The following is a 17,812-nucleotide window of genomic DNA, read 5'->3' as shown; positions in this document are numbered from 1 at the left end:
TTCCCGCTTCAGAGTCAAGCGATTAATTTCGCTTTTCTCTGCTGACCCGGCGGCGTGTGTGCCGTTGTTCCGTGTCAGTGGAGGCGCATTATAGGGAGTTATTCCGACGTGACAAGCATAAAATACAAAAAACTTTTCGTTCGCTCACTTTTCAAACTTAACGCTTATTTATGTCGCGAATCGCCCGTTAAATGTGCGATTTCCCGGGCAAAACTGGCCACCTGCGACCAGTCGGTATAAACCACTTCCTTACGCGTATCGGTTTCACCCCCGGTCATCTTCATAATCAGGCGGATCATAAAGCGGTCATACCAGCGGTAGCGAGGGTAGCGCAGCGCGCCGGCAAAGACGGCGCACAGGTCTGGCTGCCACGGCGAGCTGAGTAAAAACTTGCGCGTGTAGCTGTTGGTCTGCGGCGTACGCTTCTCGGCTTTACGAGCGACAAGATTGACCGAGTAAAAGGCACCGGGCAATTTGTTGAGCACCGCCGTGTGCTTTTTAACAAAGCGATCCAGCGCCGGATGGAAATGCCCGTAACGAATTGACGCGCCAATTACCACGCGATCGTACTCCTGCCAGGCTATCTGCTCCGCACGGTTCAGGTTCACCACATCAGAGTAAATACCCAGCTCTTTTAATTCCGAAGCCAGATAAGCGGCAATCTCACGCGTTTGTCCGTCTCGCGTAGAGAAAAGAATCAATGTTTTCATCAACGGCTCCTTACTCGCGCCAGAATGTAGGGGTGAACAGCACCAGCAGCGTAAAGACCTCAAGACGACCAAACAGCATATTGGCGATGAGTATCCATTTCGCGACCGGGTTCATGCTGGCAAAGTTATCCGCCACAACGCCCAGGCCGGGCCCGAGGTTATTCAATGTTGCTACGACGGACGCAAAGGCGGAGAAATCATCCACCCCCGTCGCGATAATCGCCAGCATACTGACGATAAAGACCAGCGCATACGCCGAGAAGAATCCCCACACCGCTTCGAGGATACGTTCCGGCAGCGCGCGGTTCCCCAGCTTAATGCTGTAAACCGCGTTCGGGTGGACCAGGCGCTTCAGCTCACGGTTGCCCTGCTTAAACAACAGCAGAATACGAATTACCTTCAGGCCGCCGCCCGTAGAACCCGCACAGCCCCCGATAAATGCCGAGCATAACAGCAGCACCGGCAGGAACAGCGGCCAGCGCGCGATACTGTCCGTGGTAAACCCGGCGGTCGTCGCCATTGATACCACCTGGAAGAACGCCTGATTTAGCGTGGTCAGCGCGGAGTTGTAGACATCATGGAACCACAGCACCAGGGTACATATGATTACCAGCGTAAGCTGGACGCCAATAAACATACGGAACTCCGGGTCACGCCAGTACACCTTCAGGCTGCGCCCGCTCAGTAAAGAGAAGTGCAGACCGTAGTTACAGCCTGAAATCAGCAGGAAAATGGCAATAATGGTGTTAATCGTTGGACTGTCGAAGTAGCCGACGCTGGCATCGTGGGTGGAGAACCCGCCGATAGCGATCGTCGCAAAGCTGTGTCCGATGGCGTCGAAAGCGGGCATCCCGGCAAACCATAGCGCCAGCGCACAGGCCACCGTCAGTAATACATAGATAAGCCAGAGGGTTTTCGCCGTCTCGGCAATACGCGGGCGCATTTTGTTATCTTTCAACGGCCCGGGCATTTCAGCGCGATAGAGCTGCATGCCGCCAACGCCAAGAATAGGGAGAATAGCCACTGCCAGGACGATGATCCCCATCCCCCCGAACCACTGCAGCATCTGACGATAAAAGAGAATGGCGTGCGGGAGTGAATCCAGCCCCACCAGCGTCGTCGCCCCGGTGGTTGTTAAACCGGAGAACGATTCAAAAAAGGCATCCGTAATGCTCAGGTTAGGCTGTTCAGAGAAGATAAAGGGCAGCGAACCGACGCTCCCCAGCACCGTCCAGAACAGGACCACAATCAAAAATCCTTCGCGAGATTTCAGTTCACCTTTCTGACGACGGTTTGGCCACCACAGCAGCGAGCCGATCGCCAGCGCGACAAAGAAGGTCTGGGTAAATGCCCGCCCCGCGCCGTCCCGGTAGATAAGCGCCACCAGTCCTGGGAGAATCATCGTCCCGGAAAAGAGTATGACCAGCAGTCCAACGATTCGGGTTATGGCACGAAAATGCATCTCTGCCGCTTCCTTTGGTATTCAAAAAAGTGAGGTGGGGATTATTCTTCAATCGGCAGCAATTGCAACGAACCACGACTAAAATCAGCCAGTTTTGCTGAAAAAGCAGCCAGCTCCGCCTGCGGAAGCGCCACGCGTAATTTCACCATTGCCTGATATTCACTGTGCGCGATGACGCCGTTAAACTGTTTGAGCAGCGTTTCAATGCCCGATAGCTGAGCGTAATCGCACAACAAAGTATATTCGGTGAGCGGCGTTTTGCGGATAGTTGTGAGCATATTCAGTGCCTGCTGAACTCCGCCGCCATAGGCTTTTACCAGCCCACCCGTGCCTAACAGGATGCCGCCGTAGTAGCGCACCACCACGGCGGTAATTTCACCCACGCCGCTGCCCATCAGCTGCGAAAGCATGGGTTTACCGGCCGTGCCCGCCGGTTCACCGTCGTCGGAAAACCCCAGCTGTTGTGAATCATCCGGCGGCCCTGCCACCCACGCCACACAGTGGTGACGCGCGTCAGGATGTTCAGCCCGAACGGATTCGACAAACGCCTTTGCCGCCTCTACGCCGTCGGTATGCGCCAGCAGCGTAATAAAGCGGCTTTTCTTGATTTCCTCAACAAAGGTGACCGGTTCAGCCGGTATCAGCCAGCTTTCCATCAGGCCAGCTTCAGGTCTCGCGTCATATTCTCGATACCGTTTTCGTGAACCACTACGTTATCTTCGATGCGAATACCGCCAAACGGCTTCAGCGCGTCAATTTTTTCCCAGTTGAAGTGTTTGCTGAACTGGCCTTCACGCCACGGCGCCAGCAGGGATTCGATAAAGTAGATCCCCGGTTCAATCGTCAGCACCATACGCGGCTCCAGAATACGGGTGCAGCGCAGGTAAGGATATTTAGACGGTGCCGCCAGGTGCGTGCCGGTGTCATCCTGCATAAAGCCCGCAACGTCGTGAACCTGCAGGCCCAGCGGATGGCCGATACCGTGCGGCATGAATGGCCCGGTCAGATCGTTCTCGACCATCGCTTCTTCGCTCATATCTTTCACAATCTGATGTTTACGCAGCAGTTTTGCGATGCGCTGATGGAACTGGATGTGGTAATCCACATAGCTAGTTCCCGCCTTCATGGTGGCAATCAGCGCCAGCTGTTCATCGTTCACGTCTTTGATCAGCTGCGCGAAATCGGTGTCCGCATTCGCCGCCCAGGTACGGGTCAGATCGGCCGCGTAGCCGTTGTACTCAGCGCCAGCGTCCAGCAGAAAGCTGCGCATCTCAGACGGTGCATGGTGGTCAAGTTTAGTGTAATGCAGTACGGAAGCATGCTCGTTCAGCGCGACAATGTTGCTGTACGGCACGTCGGTATCACGGTGGCCCGTCGCGGTCAGATAGGCCTGATTGATGTCGAACTCGCTCATCCCCGACTGGAACGCTTCGTGCGCGGCACGGTGGCCATTCACCGCCGTTTTTTGCGCTTCACGCATGCAGTAAAGTTCGTAGTCGGTTTTATAGGCGCGGTAATAGTGCAGGTAATCCAGCACGCCTTTCGGATTGAGTTTGTCTGCCGGAATATCCAGACCCAGCGCGCGCTCCGGAACAGGGCCAATGTAGCCGATGTTGCCTCGCGCGGCAGGCAGCTGGCTACCAATACCGTCCGCTTTCGGCAGTGCAATCACATCAATCTCTTCCGTCCAGAAAGAGGTCGGCAGCGGTTCTACGTTGTGCCAGTAATCGACCGGCAGGTAGAACCACAGTTTCGGCTTGTTCACGCCGTCTACCAGCAGCCAGCAATTTGGAACCTGAGTCACCGGCACCCAGGCTTTGAACTGCGGGTTCACCTTAAACGGATAAGCGTGGTCATCCAGAAAGGTATTCATCAGCTCGCCGGAGTGGATCAGCAGCGCATCCAGCTTGAAGCGGGCCAGTACATCGCGGGTACGTTCCTGTAGGGTAACGATATGATTTTTATAAAGCGAAGCCAGTGAGTCCATCATTCTTCCTTTCGTTTTTTTGACCTCAAGTCATCGCATCTTAGCACACCTCACTCCGGCTGCGTGATTTCCACCGACCGTGATCAATGCAGCATTTTCTTAATGAGTAATTTGCATTTTATTAACATAAATCCCACACTCCGATTCATCTGGTATGACCAGATCCAATTGCTGGATTCAGGAGACTGACATGCTCTACAAAGGCGACACCCTGTACCTCAACTGGCTGGAAGATGGCATTGCCGAACTGGTGTTCGATGCCCCCGGCTCAGTGAACAAGCTTGATACCGCGACGGTGGCCAGTCTTGGCCAGGCGCTGGATGTTCTTGAAAAACAACCTGAATTAAAAGGGCTGCTGCTGCGTTCGAACAAAGCGGCCTTTATTGTCGGTGCCGATATCACCGAGTTTCTTTCGCTGTTCCTGGTCCCGGAAGAACAGCTGAGTCAGTGGCTGCACTTTGCCAACAGCGTCTTTAATCGTCTGGAAGATCTGCCTGTCCCGACCATTTCCGCCGTTAACGGCTACGCGCTGGGCGGCGGCTGCGAATGCGTACTCGCGACCGACTACCGTCTGGCGACGCCGGACCTGCGCATCGGCCTGCCGGAAACCAAGCTGGGCATCATGCCGGGCTTTGGCGGCACCGTGCGTATGCCGCGCATGCTGGGTGCCGACAGCGCCCTTGAGATCATTGCCGCAGGTAAAGATGTCGGCGCAGAACAGGCTCAGAAAATCGGCCTGGTCGACGGCGTCGTGAAGCCAGAGAAACTGGTTGAAGGTGCACTCGCCATTCTGCGTCAGGCCATTAACGGCGATCTCGACTGGAAAGCCAAACGCCAGCCGAAGCTGGAACCGTTAAAACTCAGCAAGATTGAAGCCACCATGAGCTTCACCATCGCCAAAGGCATGGTGATGCAGACGGCGGGTAAACACTACCCGGCACCGATCACGGCGGTGAAAACCATTGAAGCAGCTGCTCGTCTCGGACGCGATGAAGCGCTGAAGCTCGAAAATCAGAGCTTTGTCCCTCTGGCGCACACCAATGAAGCTCGCGCGCTGGTCGGTATCTTCCTCAACGATCAGTTCGTGAAGGGTAAAGCCAGGCAGCTGACCAAAAACGTTGAGACGCCAAAACATGCGGCGGTACTCGGCGCGGGCATTATGGGTGGCGGCATCGCTTACCAGTCGGCCTGGAAAGGCGTGCCGGTAGTGATGAAAGACATCAGCGAGAAATCCCTGACGCTGGGCATGACCGAAGCGTCCAAGCTTCTGAATAAACAGCTGGAGCGTGGAAAAATTGACGGGCTGAAGCTTGCAGGTGTGATCTCCACCATTCAGCCCGTGCTGGAATACAGCGGTTTCGACCGCGTGGACGTCGTCGTTGAAGCGGTTGTTGAGAACCCGAAAGTCAAAAAAGCGGTGCTGGCAGAAACGGAAGACAAAGTTCGTCCTGAGACCGTGCTGGCTTCGAACACCTCCACCATTCCAATCAGCGAACTGGCGAGCGTGCTAAAGCGTCCGGAAAACTTCTGCGGGATGCACTTCTTCAATCCGGTACACCGAATGCCGCTGGTCGAAGTGATCCGTGGGGAAAAAACCTCTGACGAAACCATCGCTAAAGTGGTGGCATGGGCAAGCAAGATGGGCAAAACGCCGATCGTTGTTAACGACTGCCCGGGCTTCTTCGTCAACCGCGTGCTGTTCCCTTACTTCGCCGGCTTCAGCCAGCTGCTGCGCGACGGTGCGGACTTCCGCAAAATCGACAAAGTGATGGAGAAACAGTTCGGCTGGCCGATGGGCCCGGCGTATCTGCTGGACGTGGTCGGCATTGATACCGCCCACCACGCTCAGGCGGTGATGGCGGCAGGCTTCCCGCAGCGCATGCAGAAAGATTATCGCGACGCCATTGACGCTCTGTTCGACGCTAACCGCTTCGGCCAGAAAAACGGCCAGGGCTTCTGGCGCTATAAAGAAGACAGCAAAGGCAAACCGAAGAAAGAAGAAGATGCCGTGGTGGATGGTCTGCTGGCCGACGTTAGCCAGCCGAAACGCGACTTCACCGACGATGAGATCATCGCCCGCATGATGATTCCAATGATTAACGAAGTGGTGCGTTGCCTCGAAGAAGGCATTATCGCCAGCCCGGCGGAAGCGGATATGGCGCTGGTATACGGCCTGGGCTTCCCTCCGTTCCACGGCGGCGCGTTCCGCTGGCTGGACACGCTCGGCAGCGCCCGCTATCTCGATATGGCTCAGCAGTATCAGCACCTCGGCCCGCTTTATGAAGTGCCGGAAGGGCTGCGTAACAAAGCGCGCCATAACGAACCCTACTATCCAGCAGTTGAGCCAGCCCGTCCGGTTGGCGAGCTGAAAACGGCTTAAGGAGTCACAATGGAAAAGGTTGTCATTGTTGATGCGATTCGCACCCCGATGGGCCGTTCAAAAGGCGGCGCGTTCCGTAACGTGCGTGCGGAAGACCTCTCCGCGCACCTGATGCGTAGCCTGCTGGCGCGTAACCCGGCGCTGGATCCTGCTGCACTGGACGATATCTACTGGGGCTGCGTGCAGCAGACCCTGGAGCAGGGCTTCAACATCGCCCGTAACGCGTCGCTGCTGGCGGAGATCCCGCATTCGGTTCCGGCCGTCACCGTCAACCGCCTGTGCGGTTCGTCAATGCAGGCGCTGCACGACGCGGCGCGCATGATCATGACCGGCGATGCTCAGGCCTGCCTGGTGGGCGGCGTCGAGCACATGGGTCACGTGCCGATGAGCCACGGGGTCGATTTCCACCCAGGCATGAGCCGTAACGTGGCGAAAGCCGCGGGGATGATGGGCCTGACCGCCGAGATGCTCTCTCGGCTGCACGGCATTAGCCGTGAAATGCAGGATGCCTTTGCCGCGCGCTCTCACGCTCGCGCATGGGCGGCGACGCAGTCCGGCGCCTTTAAGAATGAGATCATCCCGACCGGCGGCCACGACGCTGACGGCGTACTGAAGCAGTTCAGCTACGACGAAGTCATCCGCCCGGAAACCACCGTAGAAGCGCTTTCTACCCTGCGCCCTGCGTTTGATCCGGTCACCGGTACGGTAACGGCAGGTACTTCGTCGGCACTGTCCGACGGTGCCGCCGCGATGCTGGTGATGAGCGAAAGTCGCGCCCGCGAGCTGGGCTTAACGCCTCGCGCTCGGGTACGTTCGATGGCGGTCGTGGGCTGCGATCCTTCAATCATGGGTTACGGCCCGGTTCCGGCCTCGAAGCTGGCGCTGAAAAAAGCGGGATTAACCGCCAGCGACATCGACCTGTTTGAAATGAACGAAGCGTTCGCCGCGCAGATCCTGCCGTGCATTAAAGATCTGGGGCTGATGGAGCAGATCGACGAGAAGATTAACCTCAACGGCGGCGCGATCGCCCTCGGTCACCCGCTGGGCTGCTCCGGAGCGCGTATCAGCACGACGCTTATCAACCTGATGGAACGCAAAGATGCCCAGTTTGGTCTGGCAACGATGTGTATCGGGCTGGGTCAGGGTATCGCGACGGTGTTTGAGAGAGTGTAAATCAGGAAAAGTATCTCAAAGCCAATGACGTCAGAACGAACGCAGCCAACGCAGTTATGGCGTCATTGGCGAAGAGAAAGAGTTTAGTTGCCGTTCTTCCCGCCTGTCAGGGGCGGGTTTTTTATTTAAATGAAGGCAAACGCATCGCCAAACAGGCGGTCTTCACGCGCGTCACGTTCGTTGCAGAACAGGTCGCGGGCAATTTTCGCCATCTCGAAACGGCCAGCGATATAGATATCGTGCCCTGCCAGCGTGCCGTGATCCTGCAGCACCGCCGTCAGCACCGTCCCGCTACGACCACGCCAGCCCTCTTCCGGCTGCTCAACCACCGGCTCAATGCGCAGGTTAGGATGGGTTACGCTCAGCGCTTCCAGCTCTGACAGGTCGTACAGATGTTTCTCTTCGCGGCCACCCCAGTAAATGGTGATGTCACGGTCAGGGTTACGCGCCAGGGCGGTCAGCAGAATGGAGCGCACATAAGAGAAGCCCGTACCGCCAGCGATCAGGATCAGCGGACGGTCTTCGTCATCGCGCAGCCACGCATCGCCGTGCGGAATATCCACCACGATTTCACGTTCCTTCAGGATCCGATCCATCACCGCCATCGCATACAGGTTAAGCTCTGACGCACCAATATGAAGCTCAATAAATTCCTGCTCCGCTGGCGTTGAGGCCATAGAGAAAGGACGCTTATCACGCTCATCCATCACGACCATCAGGTACTGACCCGCGCGGAAAGAGAATGGCGCTTCAGGCACTAAACGGACGCGATATACGGTGTCGGTGATGGCATCTACCGAGGTCACTTTACAGCTTAAGGTTGTCATTCGCTCTCTCTGTCGGGAAGTCTATAGGGCTTAACGGTTAGCTCAGGGTTTACCGTTATTCATTATGGCCAGCTCGTCCCAGATCGCGTCAATTCGCGCGGTCACGGCAGGATCTTTTTTGATCGGGCGACCCCATTCACGGTCGGTTTCGCCAAGCCATTTATTTGTGGCATCCAGTCCCATCTTTGAGCCAAGACCGGAAACCGGCGAGGCAAAATCCAGGTAATCTATCGGCGTGTTTTCGACTAACACCGTATCGCGCGCCGGGTCCATGCGCGTGGTAATGGCCCAGATTACGTCATTCCAGTCGCGGGCGTTAACGTCATCATCGCAGACAATAACAAATTTGGTATACATAAACTGGCGCAGGAAAGACCATACGCCCATCATCACGCGTTTAGCGTGACCAGGATACTGCTTCTTCATCGTGACCACCGCCATGCGATACGAGCATCCTTCAGGCGGCAGATAAAAATCAACAATTTCCGGGAACTGCTTTTGCAGGATCGGCACAAACACTTCATTCAGCGCCACGCCCAGCACCGCCGGTTCATCCGGTGGACGTCCGGTATATGTGGAGTGATAAATCGCATCTTCACGCTGCGTAATGTGCGTCACGGTAAACACCGGGAAGTTATCCACTTCGTTGTAATAGCCGGTGTGGTCGCCGTAGGGGCCTTCTGGCGCCATTTCACCCTGCTCGAGGTAACCCTCCAGCACAATTTCCGCACTAGCCGGAACTTCGAGATCGTTAGAGATACACTTCACGACTTCGGTTTTCGTTCCGCGCAGCAGGCCTGCAAACGCATATTCAGAGAGCGTATCCGGCACGGGCGTGACGGCTCCCAGAATGGTGGCCGGATCGGCGCCTAAGGCGACAGACACCGGGAAACGCTCCCCCGGATGCGCAGCGCACCACTCCTGGAAATCCAGCGCGCCGCCGCGATGCGACAGCCAGCGCATAATGAGTTTATTCTTGCCAATCAACTGCTGGCGGTAAATACCGAGGTTTTGCCGCTCTTTGTGCGGGCCGCGCGTAACGGTCAGCCCCCAGGTGATCAGCGGAGCGGCATCTTCAGGCCAGCACTGCATAATAGGGATTTTGGTCAGATCAACCGCATCGCCTTCCAGCACTTTCTGCTGGCACGGCGCGCCGCGCAGGCGCTTGGTGGGCATGTTCAGCACCTGCTTAAACTGCGGCAGCTTGTCGAACAGATCGCGGAAGCCCTTCGGAGGCTCCGGCTCTTTCAGAAACGCCAGCAGTTTACCGACTTCACGCAGCGCAGAGACGTCTTCCTGCCCCATTCCCAGTGCAACACGACGCGGTGTACCAAACAGATTGCACAGCACCGGCATGGAGTAACCTTTCGGATTTTCAAACAGTAATGCGGGGCCACCGGCACGCAGGGTGCGGTCAGCAATTTCTGTCATTTCCAGGTAAGGATCGACAGGAAGTGTAATACGTTTGAGTTCACCCTGCTTTTCCAGCAGCGTCAGGAAGTCGCGGAGATCGTGGTATTTCATGCAGTTAATCATGGCCTCTCTGTAAGCGCTTCATTATACGGCGTAAGCCTGCTTGATGCTGTAATTTTGTTAAATAAGCGTGAACTTATGCGTTCTGTTCCATTTTCCCCCATTATAATCAACTTAGCGATCCCGCCAGGGTTTTGATATGCTTGCGCCCCGAACTAAGGGAAAGAGTGATTATGCAGGCCTGGTATTTACTGTATTGCAAACGCGGGCAACTTCAGCGCGCGCAGGAACATCTTGAACGTCAGTCTGTAAATTGCCTGACGCCCGTGATCACGCTTGAAAAAATGCAGCGCGGGAAGCGCACAACCGTCAGTGAGCCGTTGTTCCCGAACTACTTGTTTGTGGAGTTCGACCCGGAAGTCATCCATACCACCACCATCAGCGCAACGCGCGGCGTCAGCCACTTCGTTCGTTTTGGTGCCCATCCGGCAACGGTTCCGTCGACGGTCATTCATCAGCTGTCGATTTATCAACAGCCTGAGGGGATCACCGACCCCGAAACCCCTTACACAGGCGATAGCGTCGTGATTACCGAAGGCGCTTTCGAAGGCCTGCAGGCGATTTTTGCCGAGCCGGACGGGGAAGCGCGCTCTATGCTGTTGCTCAATCTGCTGAACAAGCAGGTGCTGCAGAGCGTTAAAAACACCGACTTCCGCAAGCTTTAAACGTTTATTCCGAACAGATTACGCACGTTGTCATCCGTCTGCGCCGAAAGCCAGTGCGGATCCTCTCCGCGCCACTTCGCGACGCTCTCAACAATGTGCCCCAGATACGCGGGCTCATTCCGCCGCGATGCAGGTTTGGATTTCATATCGCGCGGTAGCAGATAAGGCGCATCGGTTTCGAGGAGCAGCCGGTCAGCCGGGATTACTGGCAACAGCTCACGAAGTTCAAGCCCGCGGCGCTCATCGCAAACCCAGCCGGTAATACCTAGATAAAGCCCTCGCTTCAGGCAATCCAGCGCTTCCTGCCGTGAACCGGTGAAGCAGTGCAGTACCGCGCCGGGCAGTTTCTCCAGCCACGGATCCAGAAGTGTCAGGAAACGCTCATGCGCGTCGCGGCAGTGCATAAACACGGGCATTTCAAGCTCTGCTGCGAGCGCAAGCTGGGCAGTAAACGCCTTTTCCTGCTCTTCAGGCGTGGAAAAATTACGGTTGAAATCGAGACCGCATTCGCCGATCGCCACCACTTCTGGCGTCTTCGCCAACCTGTAGAGAGTGTCGCCACTTTCCGCTGTCCACTGGCTGCTGTCGTGAGGATGCACGCCAGCGGTAGACCAACAGCGATCGTAGCCTTGAGCCAGCTGCTGCGCCTGCTCGCTCTCATGCAGGTTGGTGCCCGTCAGCAGCAGTCCTTTCACCCCGGCGGCAAACGCGCGCGCAACCACCTCATCACGATCTTTCGCAAACTGCGAGCTGGTCAGGTTGAGTCCGATATCAAACATGCAAATCCCCATATAACAACCGCCCTGACGGGCGGCTGATTTTACTCTTCAGTGGTCTTGTCGGACGTATCGTCTTCGTCATCCGCTCGACGCCCTTTACCCACGTAGAAACGCGAGAAGAATACGCCGACCTCAAACAGGCAGTACATCGGTATGGCCAGCAGCGTCTGCGAGAAAACATCCGGCGGTGTCAGCAGCATGCCGACCACGAAGGCGCCCACCAGAATATATGGACGCTTCTTACGCAGGTCATCCGGGGTCGTTACTCCTACCCAGCAGAGCAGCACAATGGCCACCGGCACTTCGAATGCCACGCCAAACGCCATAAACAGCGCCATCACAAAGCTGAGGTAGCTGGCGATATCCGTCGACACCTGGACCCCTTCCGGCGCGGTATGCGTCAGGAAGCCGAAGGCCAGCGGGAAGACGACGAAATAGGCAAACGCCATGCCGATATAGAACAGCAGCGAGCTGGACACCAGCAGCGGGATCACCAGCTTGCGTTCATGCTTATACAGCGCTGGCGCCACAAACGCCCACAACTGGTAAAGAATGACCGGTGCAGAGGCAATCAACGACACCCAAAAGGTCAGCTTGATGGGGGTAAAGAACGGAGAAGCAACGTCTGTTGCAATCATCGTTGCGCCCAGCGGCATCTGCTTGATCAGCGGCGCAGAGACCACCTGATAGATATCGTTGGCAAAATAGACCAGGCACAGGAATATGAGTAAAACCGCAATAATGCAGTTTAACAGGCGCTTACGCAGCTCAATGAGGTGCGTAATCAGCGGTTGAGTATCATCTACTGCCATGTTTACGCTTTATCACTCGACGAGGGGGATGATTCGGAAACGGACGCAGCGGGCTTCACTTCCGCCGCTTTTGCCACTGGCTCTTCTGGCTGCGCCTGTTTTTTCAATTCGGTTTCGTGCGGCGTCTGTTCTGGTGCGGCAGCCTGATGTTCAGCACTGGCAGGCGTTACGCCCTCGCGCTGCTCCTCGCTGCCCTTAACCACCGGGTTATGGATGGTGTTCGCTTCATCGCTCGCTTTTTCAGGATCGTTAACGCTATAGGAACGCTTCATCGATTCCGCCGCTTCGCGCAGCTCATCCATTGACGCTTTCAGTTCCGGCGTCAGGTTATCCATGCTCGCCTTCTCGACCTTTTTCAGGCTTTCCTGAAATTCCTGCAGCTTAAGCTCCTGCGCCAGTTCATTCTGAACGGTCGATGCCAGCGATCTCAGCGCACGAACCCAGCCCGCAACGGTTTTCACTGCCACCGGCAGACGCTGCGGCCCCAGCACAATCAGGCCAATCACAAAGACCAGCAGGAGCTCACTAAAACCAATGTCGAACACGACTTACACCTGCTCTTTATCGTGGCGTTTAGCGTCTTCCTTTTTGGCTTCTTCTTGCTTGTCGGCGATGGATTTAGCAGTAAAGTCAGCGTCCTGGCTGGTTTTATCCTGCTTGCTCTCATCATCGCTCATCGCTTTCTTGAAGCCTTTGATAGACGCGCCCAGATCGGAACCAATAGAACCGAGCTTTTTGGTGCCAAACAGCAGCACGACGATGACGGCAATAATGACTAATTGCCAGATACTGATACCACCCATACATGTTCCTCAGGGATAGATGATTAATGAGTCAGGTCGCATTATACGTATGCGACCCGTCGATAGCGACGCACGCTCAGCGCGTTTTTCGCCAGCCTGCCAGCCAGACTACCACCCCGCCAGCCATCAGCCAGGCGGGCATCATCTGCCAGTCCGGACGGTTGATCAGCAGCAGCGTACCGCTCAGCAGCAGCGTTGCGCCAATCCCAAAGAGATAGCGGGACTGCCCCTGGCGAACGCGGCTGGACTGAAGCTCGCGGGCGATTTTATCCATGCTGTGCTGAAGGTTCTTGCTCTGACGCAAACTGTCATAAACCAGTTCGGGAATTTCAGGCATTTTTTCTATCCAGAACGGGCCCTTCTCTTTCAGCGAGCGCACCAGCGCTGGAATGCCAACCTGATCCTTAATCCAGGATTCAAGGAAAGGTTTCGCAGTCTTCCACAAGTCTAACTGAGGATAGAGCTGTCGGCCTACACCCTCAACGTAAAGTAATGTTTTCTGGAGTAAAACTAGCTGTGGCTGAACTTCCATATTAAACCGGCGAGCCGTGTTGAACAGGTTCAACAGTACGTGCCCAAAGGAGATTTCCGCCAGTGGTTTTTCAAAAATCGGTTCACAAACGGTCCGGATCGCAAACTCGAACTCTTCGACGTTAGTGTCCGGCGGAACCCAGCCGGAATCGACGTGCAGCTCGGCCACCTTACGGTAGTCGCGGTTGAAGAACGCGATGAAGTTCTCAGCCAGATACCGTTTATCTTCTTTGTTCAGCGACCCCACAATCCCGCAGTCGATACCGATATATTTCGGGTCCTCAGGGTGTTCGTAGCTCACAAAGATATTGCCCGGATGCATGTCCGCATGGAAAAAGCTGTCGCGGAATACCTGGGTAAAGAAGACCTGTACGCCACGTTCGGCCAGGAGCTTCATGTTTGTTCCCTGCTTCTCCAGGGCTACGACATCCGAAACCGGAATACCGTAGATACGCTCCATCACCATCATGTTCTGGCTGCAGTAGTCAGAATAGACTTCAGGTACATAGAGCATCGGGCTGTTTTCAAAGTTGCGGCGCAGCTGAATGGCGTTTGCCGATTCGCGCAGCAGGTTAAGCTCATCAATCAGCGTTTTTTCATATTCCCGCACCACTTCCAGTGGACGAAGGCGGCGCCCGTCCGGCAGCAAGCGTGGCACCCAGCGCGCCAGACGATAAATCAGCTTCATGTCCGCTTTGATGACTGGCAGGATGTCCGGACGAATAACTTTGATAACGACTTCTTTGCCGTTTTCTTTCAAACGCGCGGTGTGCACCTGCGCGATAGAGGCCGACGCCAGCGGCTGAATATCGAAATCGTCAAACCAGGTTTCGACGGGTACATTTCCCATCGCCTCTTCAATTTGCTTTTTCGCGCGCGCGCCGTCAAAGGGTGCGACGCGGTCCTGAAGCATTGCGAGCTCATCGGCAATGAGAGGCGGGAAGAGGTCGCGGCGGGTCGAGAGCATCTGCCCGAATTTAATCCATACCGGACCGAGTTCCTGCAGCGCCAGGCGCAGACGCTCACCCAGCGGTTGACCTTTGTGGCGATTGGGCATCCAGAACAGCATCCGCCGCCAGATGCGAAGCGGCAGCGTGATGCGCATTTTGGGAATAAGCTCGTCGAGCCCGTAGCTCAAAAAGGTGCGAATAATAAAATAGAGGCGCCGAATTTCACCAGGCGTCATTTGCCCTCCAGTTTTTCCAGCCGTTTGGTAAACGCATCAACCGCGCGTTCAACAGCAGCGGTTTCTTCCGCAAACCATGCAACTTCCAGTGGCCCGGGCGCCATTCGCCACTCCTCAGTCAGCACTTCCGCCGCATAGCGTTGCTGGCGCTGGAGGCTTTTACGCGCAAAGGAGGCGCCGCCATGAAGAACTTTCCCGATGCCTTCGGCGGCAATGTCGCCGATAAAAGGCGCGAGCAGCTCCGCCGGATCGAACTCCGCCAGGTCGGTGAGCGCAACGAAGTTCTGCACGACCTGAATGTCGCCCTCCACTTCCAGCTCACCGCTGCGGATAAGCGCCGTTAATTGCTGGCGATCGCGCAGTTTTGGCAGCACGCTCATGTGCGTGATGACCGAGCAGTCGGCGTCACCTTCCCACGCCCCCAGAACGTCAAGCTGGCGTTCGCTGAAGACCAGCACAAGCGGCGTCGAGAACTCTTTTAAAACAATACGTAATACCTTCCCGTTTAGCCGCTGACGCGCTGCTTTAAGCGCCGGAGCACGATAGAGAAAAGCATTCAGTACGTTTTCGATACCTGCGGTGACTAAGGGTTTAAAGGGCACGGGACACCTCCACTCAGAACTTGTAACCGCGATGCAGCGCGACGACACCCGCCGTCAGGTTGAAATACTCAACGTTCTCAAATTCTGCATCCTGCATCATGGCTTTTAATGTGTCCTGATCCGGGTGCATACGGATAGATTCCGCCAGATAGCGGTAGCTTTCCGCATCGTTGGCCACCAGCTCACCGATGCGCGGCAGGACGTGGAAGGAATAGGCGTCGTAAGCTTTGCTCAGCGGCTCAATGATCGGTTTTGAGAACTCGAGCACCAGCAGACGTCCACCCGGCTTCAGCACGCGGTACATGGAGCGCAGCGCTTTTTCTTTATCGGTCACGTTACGCAGACCGAAAGAGATCGTGATGCAATCAAAGGTATTGTCCGGGAATGGCAGCGCTTCGGCGTTTGCCTGCACATACTCCACATTCCCCACCACGCCGATATTACGCAGCTTTTCGCGTCCCATTTTCAGCATGGAGTCATTAATATCGGCGAGAACAACGCGACCGGTTTCGCCCACCAGACGGGAGAATTTCGCGGTTAAATCGCCCGTACCACCGGCTAAATCCAGCACCGTTTGTCCACGACGTACGCCGCTGCAGTCAATGGTGAAGCGCTTCCACAAGCGATGAATGCCGAACGACATCAGGTCATTCATCACATCGTACTTCGCCGCCACGGAATGAAATACGTGGGCCACCATGTCAGCTTTCTGCGCTTTGGCAACAGTCTGAAAGCCAAAGTGCGTTGTGTCTTGTGAATCGTCAGCCATCTCAGAGCCTGCTTATCAGTAAAATGTTCGTGAAGTGTAACAGATTGGGCGCGTTTGCCCTACGTTTCAACCACCGCGAAAGAAACGCGCTGGAGTCTCGTCTGGTGATAAATCCGCCGCTAACGTATTGTCTTCACTGTTTGTATTTTGTTCGTCCGCACCTTCTCGCAGGCGAAACTCGTCGTCCTGGGCGGTGGCCTGTTCGACCAATTCCGGATTAATCTCGCGTTTAACCTCAACCCCCAGGCTACGGAATGATTCGGCCTGTGCCAGCAGATTGCCACGTCCGGAGGCGAGTTTTTTCATCGCCTGGCGGTAGTTATCCTGCGCACGATCCAGGCTCTGCCCGACTGAAGACATGTCGTCCACGAAGAGGCGCATTTTGTCGTAAAGCTTGCTGGCACGATCGGCAATCTGCTGAGCGTTGCGGCTCTGGTGCTCATAGCGCCACAGGTTCGCAATGGTGCGTAACGCCACCAGCAGCGTGGTGGGGCTGACCAGCATAATGTTATTTTTGAGCGCTTCGGTGATAAGCTCGGGCTGTCTGTCGAGCGCCAGCAGGAACGCGGGTTCTACCGGGATGAACATCAGGACATAGTCCAGCGAGCGCAGACCCGGCAACTGCTGGTAGTCTTTTCTGCCGAGCAGGCGAATATGATTACGCACGGAGGCAATGTGCTCCTGCAGCGCAGACTCGCGCGTGTAATCATCGTCCGCATTAAAGTAGCGTTCATACGCCACCAGCGTCATTTTGGCGTCAATCACCACATCTTTACCCTGCGGCAGCCGCACAATCACATCCGGCTGCATTCGCGAGCGGGCATCGTTTTCAATACTCACCTGCGTTTCGTATTCATATCCTTCCCGCAGTCCAGAGGCCTCCAGCACGCGGGTCAGCACCACTTCTCCCCAGTTGCCCTGGGTTTTGTTATCCCCTTTCAGCGCGCGGGTCAGGTTGACCGCTTCCTGCGCCATTTGCGCATTCAGCTGCTGAAGATTGCGAATCTCATGCGCCAGCGTGTGTCGCTCGCGGGCTTCCTGACCAAAGCTGTCCTGCACCTGACGGCGAAAACCGTCCAGCTGTTCGCGCAGCGGCGTCAGCAGGCTGTTCAGGCTCTGGCGGTTCTGTTCGTCAACGCGGCGGTTGCTGTGCTCAAAAATCCGGTTGGCGAGGTTCTCAAACTGTTCGCTGAGGCGCTGCTCGCTGTTGATCATCTGGCGGATTTTGTCTTCCGCATGCAGCTGGGTGGATTCAAGACGGGTAGTGACTTCGCGGAGATCGGCCTCCAGCGAGGTGTTGATATCTCGCAGGTTGCGCAGCTCGTTGTTAAGCAGCTCGCACTCCTCTCGCCAGTGTTCGCTCAGGGCAAGCTGCTGCTTTGCCGCACTTAATTCAGCGACTATCTCTTCGCGCTCTGCCAGCTGGTCGGCCTTCTGCTGTGCATGCTGATAGCTGGAAATGAGCCAGCCTATCGCCACGCCCGCCACCGCAATTACCGCGTAAATCAGGATCGAGATATCCACAATGCCCCCTGCATCAACGTATTACCCGCACAAAATAGAATTGTGCTGTATAAACGTCCAGTTTGAAAG

17 protein-coding genes are annotated in these 17,812 nt (G+C 55.8%); 3 read left to right on the top strand and 14 right to left on the bottom strand.

What is annotated here, in order from left to right; all coding sequences use genetic code 11:
* Positions 1–164: 164 nt before the first annotated feature.
* From hemG to pepQ, 4 genes are read right to left on the bottom strand one after another with little or no spacing between them, the layout of a single operon-like run.
* On the bottom strand, positions 165–710 hold the full coding sequence (hemG, locus tag ACOTZC_RS22190) for a menaquinone-dependent protoporphyrinogen IX dehydrogenase (RefSeq protein WP_029739672.1): 546 nt from the start codon (positions 708–710) through the stop codon (positions 165–167).
* A gap of 10 nt (positions 711–720) precedes the next feature.
* Positions 721–2,172: a Trk system potassium transporter TrkH gene (trkH, locus tag ACOTZC_RS22185; protein ID WP_023309600.1), complete on the bottom strand. Its 1,452-nt coding sequence runs from the start codon at positions 2,170–2,172 to the stop codon at positions 721–723.
* Between the two features lie 41 nt (positions 2,173–2,213).
* The gene (locus ACOTZC_RS22180; protein WP_023309601.1) at positions 2,214–2,828 is read right to left on the bottom strand and encodes an IMPACT family protein; all 615 of its coding nucleotides are present in this window, start codon (positions 2,826–2,828) and stop codon (positions 2,214–2,216) included.
* Positions 2,828–4,159 carry a Xaa-Pro dipeptidase gene (gene pepQ / locus ACOTZC_RS22175; protein WP_421636028.1) on the bottom strand — a complete coding sequence of 444 codons (1,332 nt, stop codon included), beginning with the start codon at positions 4,157–4,159 and terminating at the stop codon, positions 2,828–2,830. Before pepQ ends, ACOTZC_RS22180 begins: the two co-directional genes overlap by 1 nt.
* A gap of 190 nt (positions 4,160–4,349) precedes the next feature.
* Here pepQ and fadB point away from each other — a divergent pair, with 190 nt between their 5' ends.
* Both fadB and fadA read left to right on the top strand, forming a co-directional pair.
* Positions 4,350–6,539: a fatty acid oxidation complex subunit alpha FadB gene (gene fadB, locus ACOTZC_RS22170; RefSeq protein ID WP_421636026.1), complete on the top strand. Its 2,190-nt coding sequence runs from the start codon at positions 4,350–4,352 to the stop codon at positions 6,537–6,539.
* A 9-nt stretch (positions 6,540–6,548) separates the two neighbouring features.
* Positions 6,549–7,712: an acetyl-CoA C-acyltransferase FadA gene (gene fadA, locus ACOTZC_RS22165; RefSeq protein ID WP_008501515.1), complete on the top strand. Its 1,164-nt coding sequence runs from the start codon at positions 6,549–6,551 to the stop codon at positions 7,710–7,712.
* 125 nt (positions 7,713–7,837) lie between these two features.
* On the opposite strand, the gene fre is transcribed toward fadA, so the two are convergent.
* Complete coding sequence (gene fre, locus ACOTZC_RS22160; protein ID WP_008501516.1) at positions 7,838–8,539, bottom strand: NAD(P)H-flavin reductase; 702 nt, start codon at positions 8,537–8,539, stop codon at positions 7,838–7,840.
* A gap of 42 nt (positions 8,540–8,581) precedes the next feature.
* The gene (ubiD, locus tag ACOTZC_RS22155) at positions 8,582–10,072 is read right to left on the bottom strand and encodes a 4-hydroxy-3-polyprenylbenzoate decarboxylase (RefSeq protein WP_421636027.1); all 1,491 of its coding nucleotides are present in this window, start codon (positions 10,070–10,072) and stop codon (positions 8,582–8,584) included.
* A 173-nt stretch (positions 10,073–10,245) separates the two neighbouring features.
* Here ubiD and rfaH point away from each other — a divergent pair, with 173 nt between their 5' ends.
* The gene (gene rfaH, locus ACOTZC_RS22150; RefSeq protein WP_023309605.1) at positions 10,246–10,737 is read left to right on the top strand and encodes a transcription/translation regulatory transformer protein RfaH; all 492 of its coding nucleotides are present in this window, start codon (positions 10,246–10,248) and stop codon (positions 10,735–10,737) included.
* Here the strand turns inward: rfaH and tatD are convergent.
* The 8 genes from tatD to rmuC all read right to left on the bottom strand — a co-directional run bounded on the left by tatD (position 10,734) and on the right by rmuC (position 17,743).
* The gene (gene tatD / locus ACOTZC_RS22145) at positions 10,734–11,516 is read right to left on the bottom strand and encodes a 3'-5' ssDNA/RNA exonuclease TatD (RefSeq protein WP_045403841.1); all 783 of its coding nucleotides are present in this window, start codon (positions 11,514–11,516) and stop codon (positions 10,734–10,736) included. The two genes, rfaH and tatD, sit on opposite strands and share 4 nt — an antisense overlap.
* A gap of 41 nt (positions 11,517–11,557) precedes the next feature.
* On the bottom strand, positions 11,558–12,328 hold the full coding sequence (gene tatC, locus ACOTZC_RS22140; RefSeq protein ID WP_252041483.1) for a Sec-independent protein translocase subunit TatC: 771 nt from the start codon (positions 12,326–12,328) through the stop codon (positions 11,558–11,560).
* Positions 12,329–12,330: 2 nt separating this feature from the next.
* Positions 12,331–12,873 carry a Sec-independent protein translocase protein TatB gene (tatB, locus tag ACOTZC_RS22135; RefSeq protein WP_023309608.1) on the bottom strand — a complete coding sequence of 181 codons (543 nt, stop codon included), beginning with the start codon at positions 12,871–12,873 and terminating at the stop codon, positions 12,331–12,333.
* Positions 12,874–12,876: 3 nt separating this feature from the next.
* Positions 12,877–13,131 carry a Sec-independent protein translocase subunit TatA gene (gene tatA / locus ACOTZC_RS22130; protein WP_023309609.1) on the bottom strand — a complete coding sequence of 85 codons (255 nt, stop codon included), beginning with the start codon at positions 13,129–13,131 and terminating at the stop codon, positions 12,877–12,879.
* A gap of 76 nt (positions 13,132–13,207) precedes the next feature.
* Complete coding sequence (gene ubiB / locus ACOTZC_RS22125) at positions 13,208–14,848, bottom strand: ubiquinone biosynthesis regulatory protein kinase UbiB (RefSeq protein WP_111963544.1); 1,641 nt, start codon at positions 14,846–14,848, stop codon at positions 13,208–13,210.
* Positions 14,845–15,450, bottom strand: coding sequence for a ubiquinone biosynthesis protein UbiJ (gene ubiJ, locus ACOTZC_RS22120; protein ID WP_421636025.1), 606 nt, complete (start codon positions 15,448–15,450; stop codon positions 14,845–14,847). The genes ubiB and ubiJ overlap by 4 nt, the downstream gene beginning before the upstream one ends.
* A 13-nt stretch (positions 15,451–15,463) precedes the next feature.
* On the bottom strand, positions 15,464–16,219 hold the full coding sequence (ubiE, locus tag ACOTZC_RS22115; RefSeq protein ID WP_023309612.1) for a bifunctional demethylmenaquinone methyltransferase/2-methoxy-6-polyprenyl-1,4-benzoquinol methylase UbiE: 756 nt from the start codon (positions 16,217–16,219) through the stop codon (positions 15,464–15,466).
* A gap of 66 nt (positions 16,220–16,285) precedes the next feature.
* The gene (gene rmuC, locus ACOTZC_RS22110; RefSeq protein WP_023309613.1) at positions 16,286–17,743 is read right to left on the bottom strand and encodes a DNA recombination protein RmuC; all 1,458 of its coding nucleotides are present in this window, start codon (positions 17,741–17,743) and stop codon (positions 16,286–16,288) included.
* Between the last annotated feature and the right edge of the window lie 69 nt (positions 17,744–17,812).

It is taken from the genome of Enterobacter cloacae complex sp. SHL009 (genome assembly GCF_049237205.1).
GTDB classification, from domain to species: domain Bacteria; phylum Pseudomonadota; class Gammaproteobacteria; order Enterobacterales; family Enterobacteriaceae; genus Enterobacter; species Enterobacter cloacae_M.
This window is presented reverse-complemented; position numbering and strand designations above follow the sequence as displayed.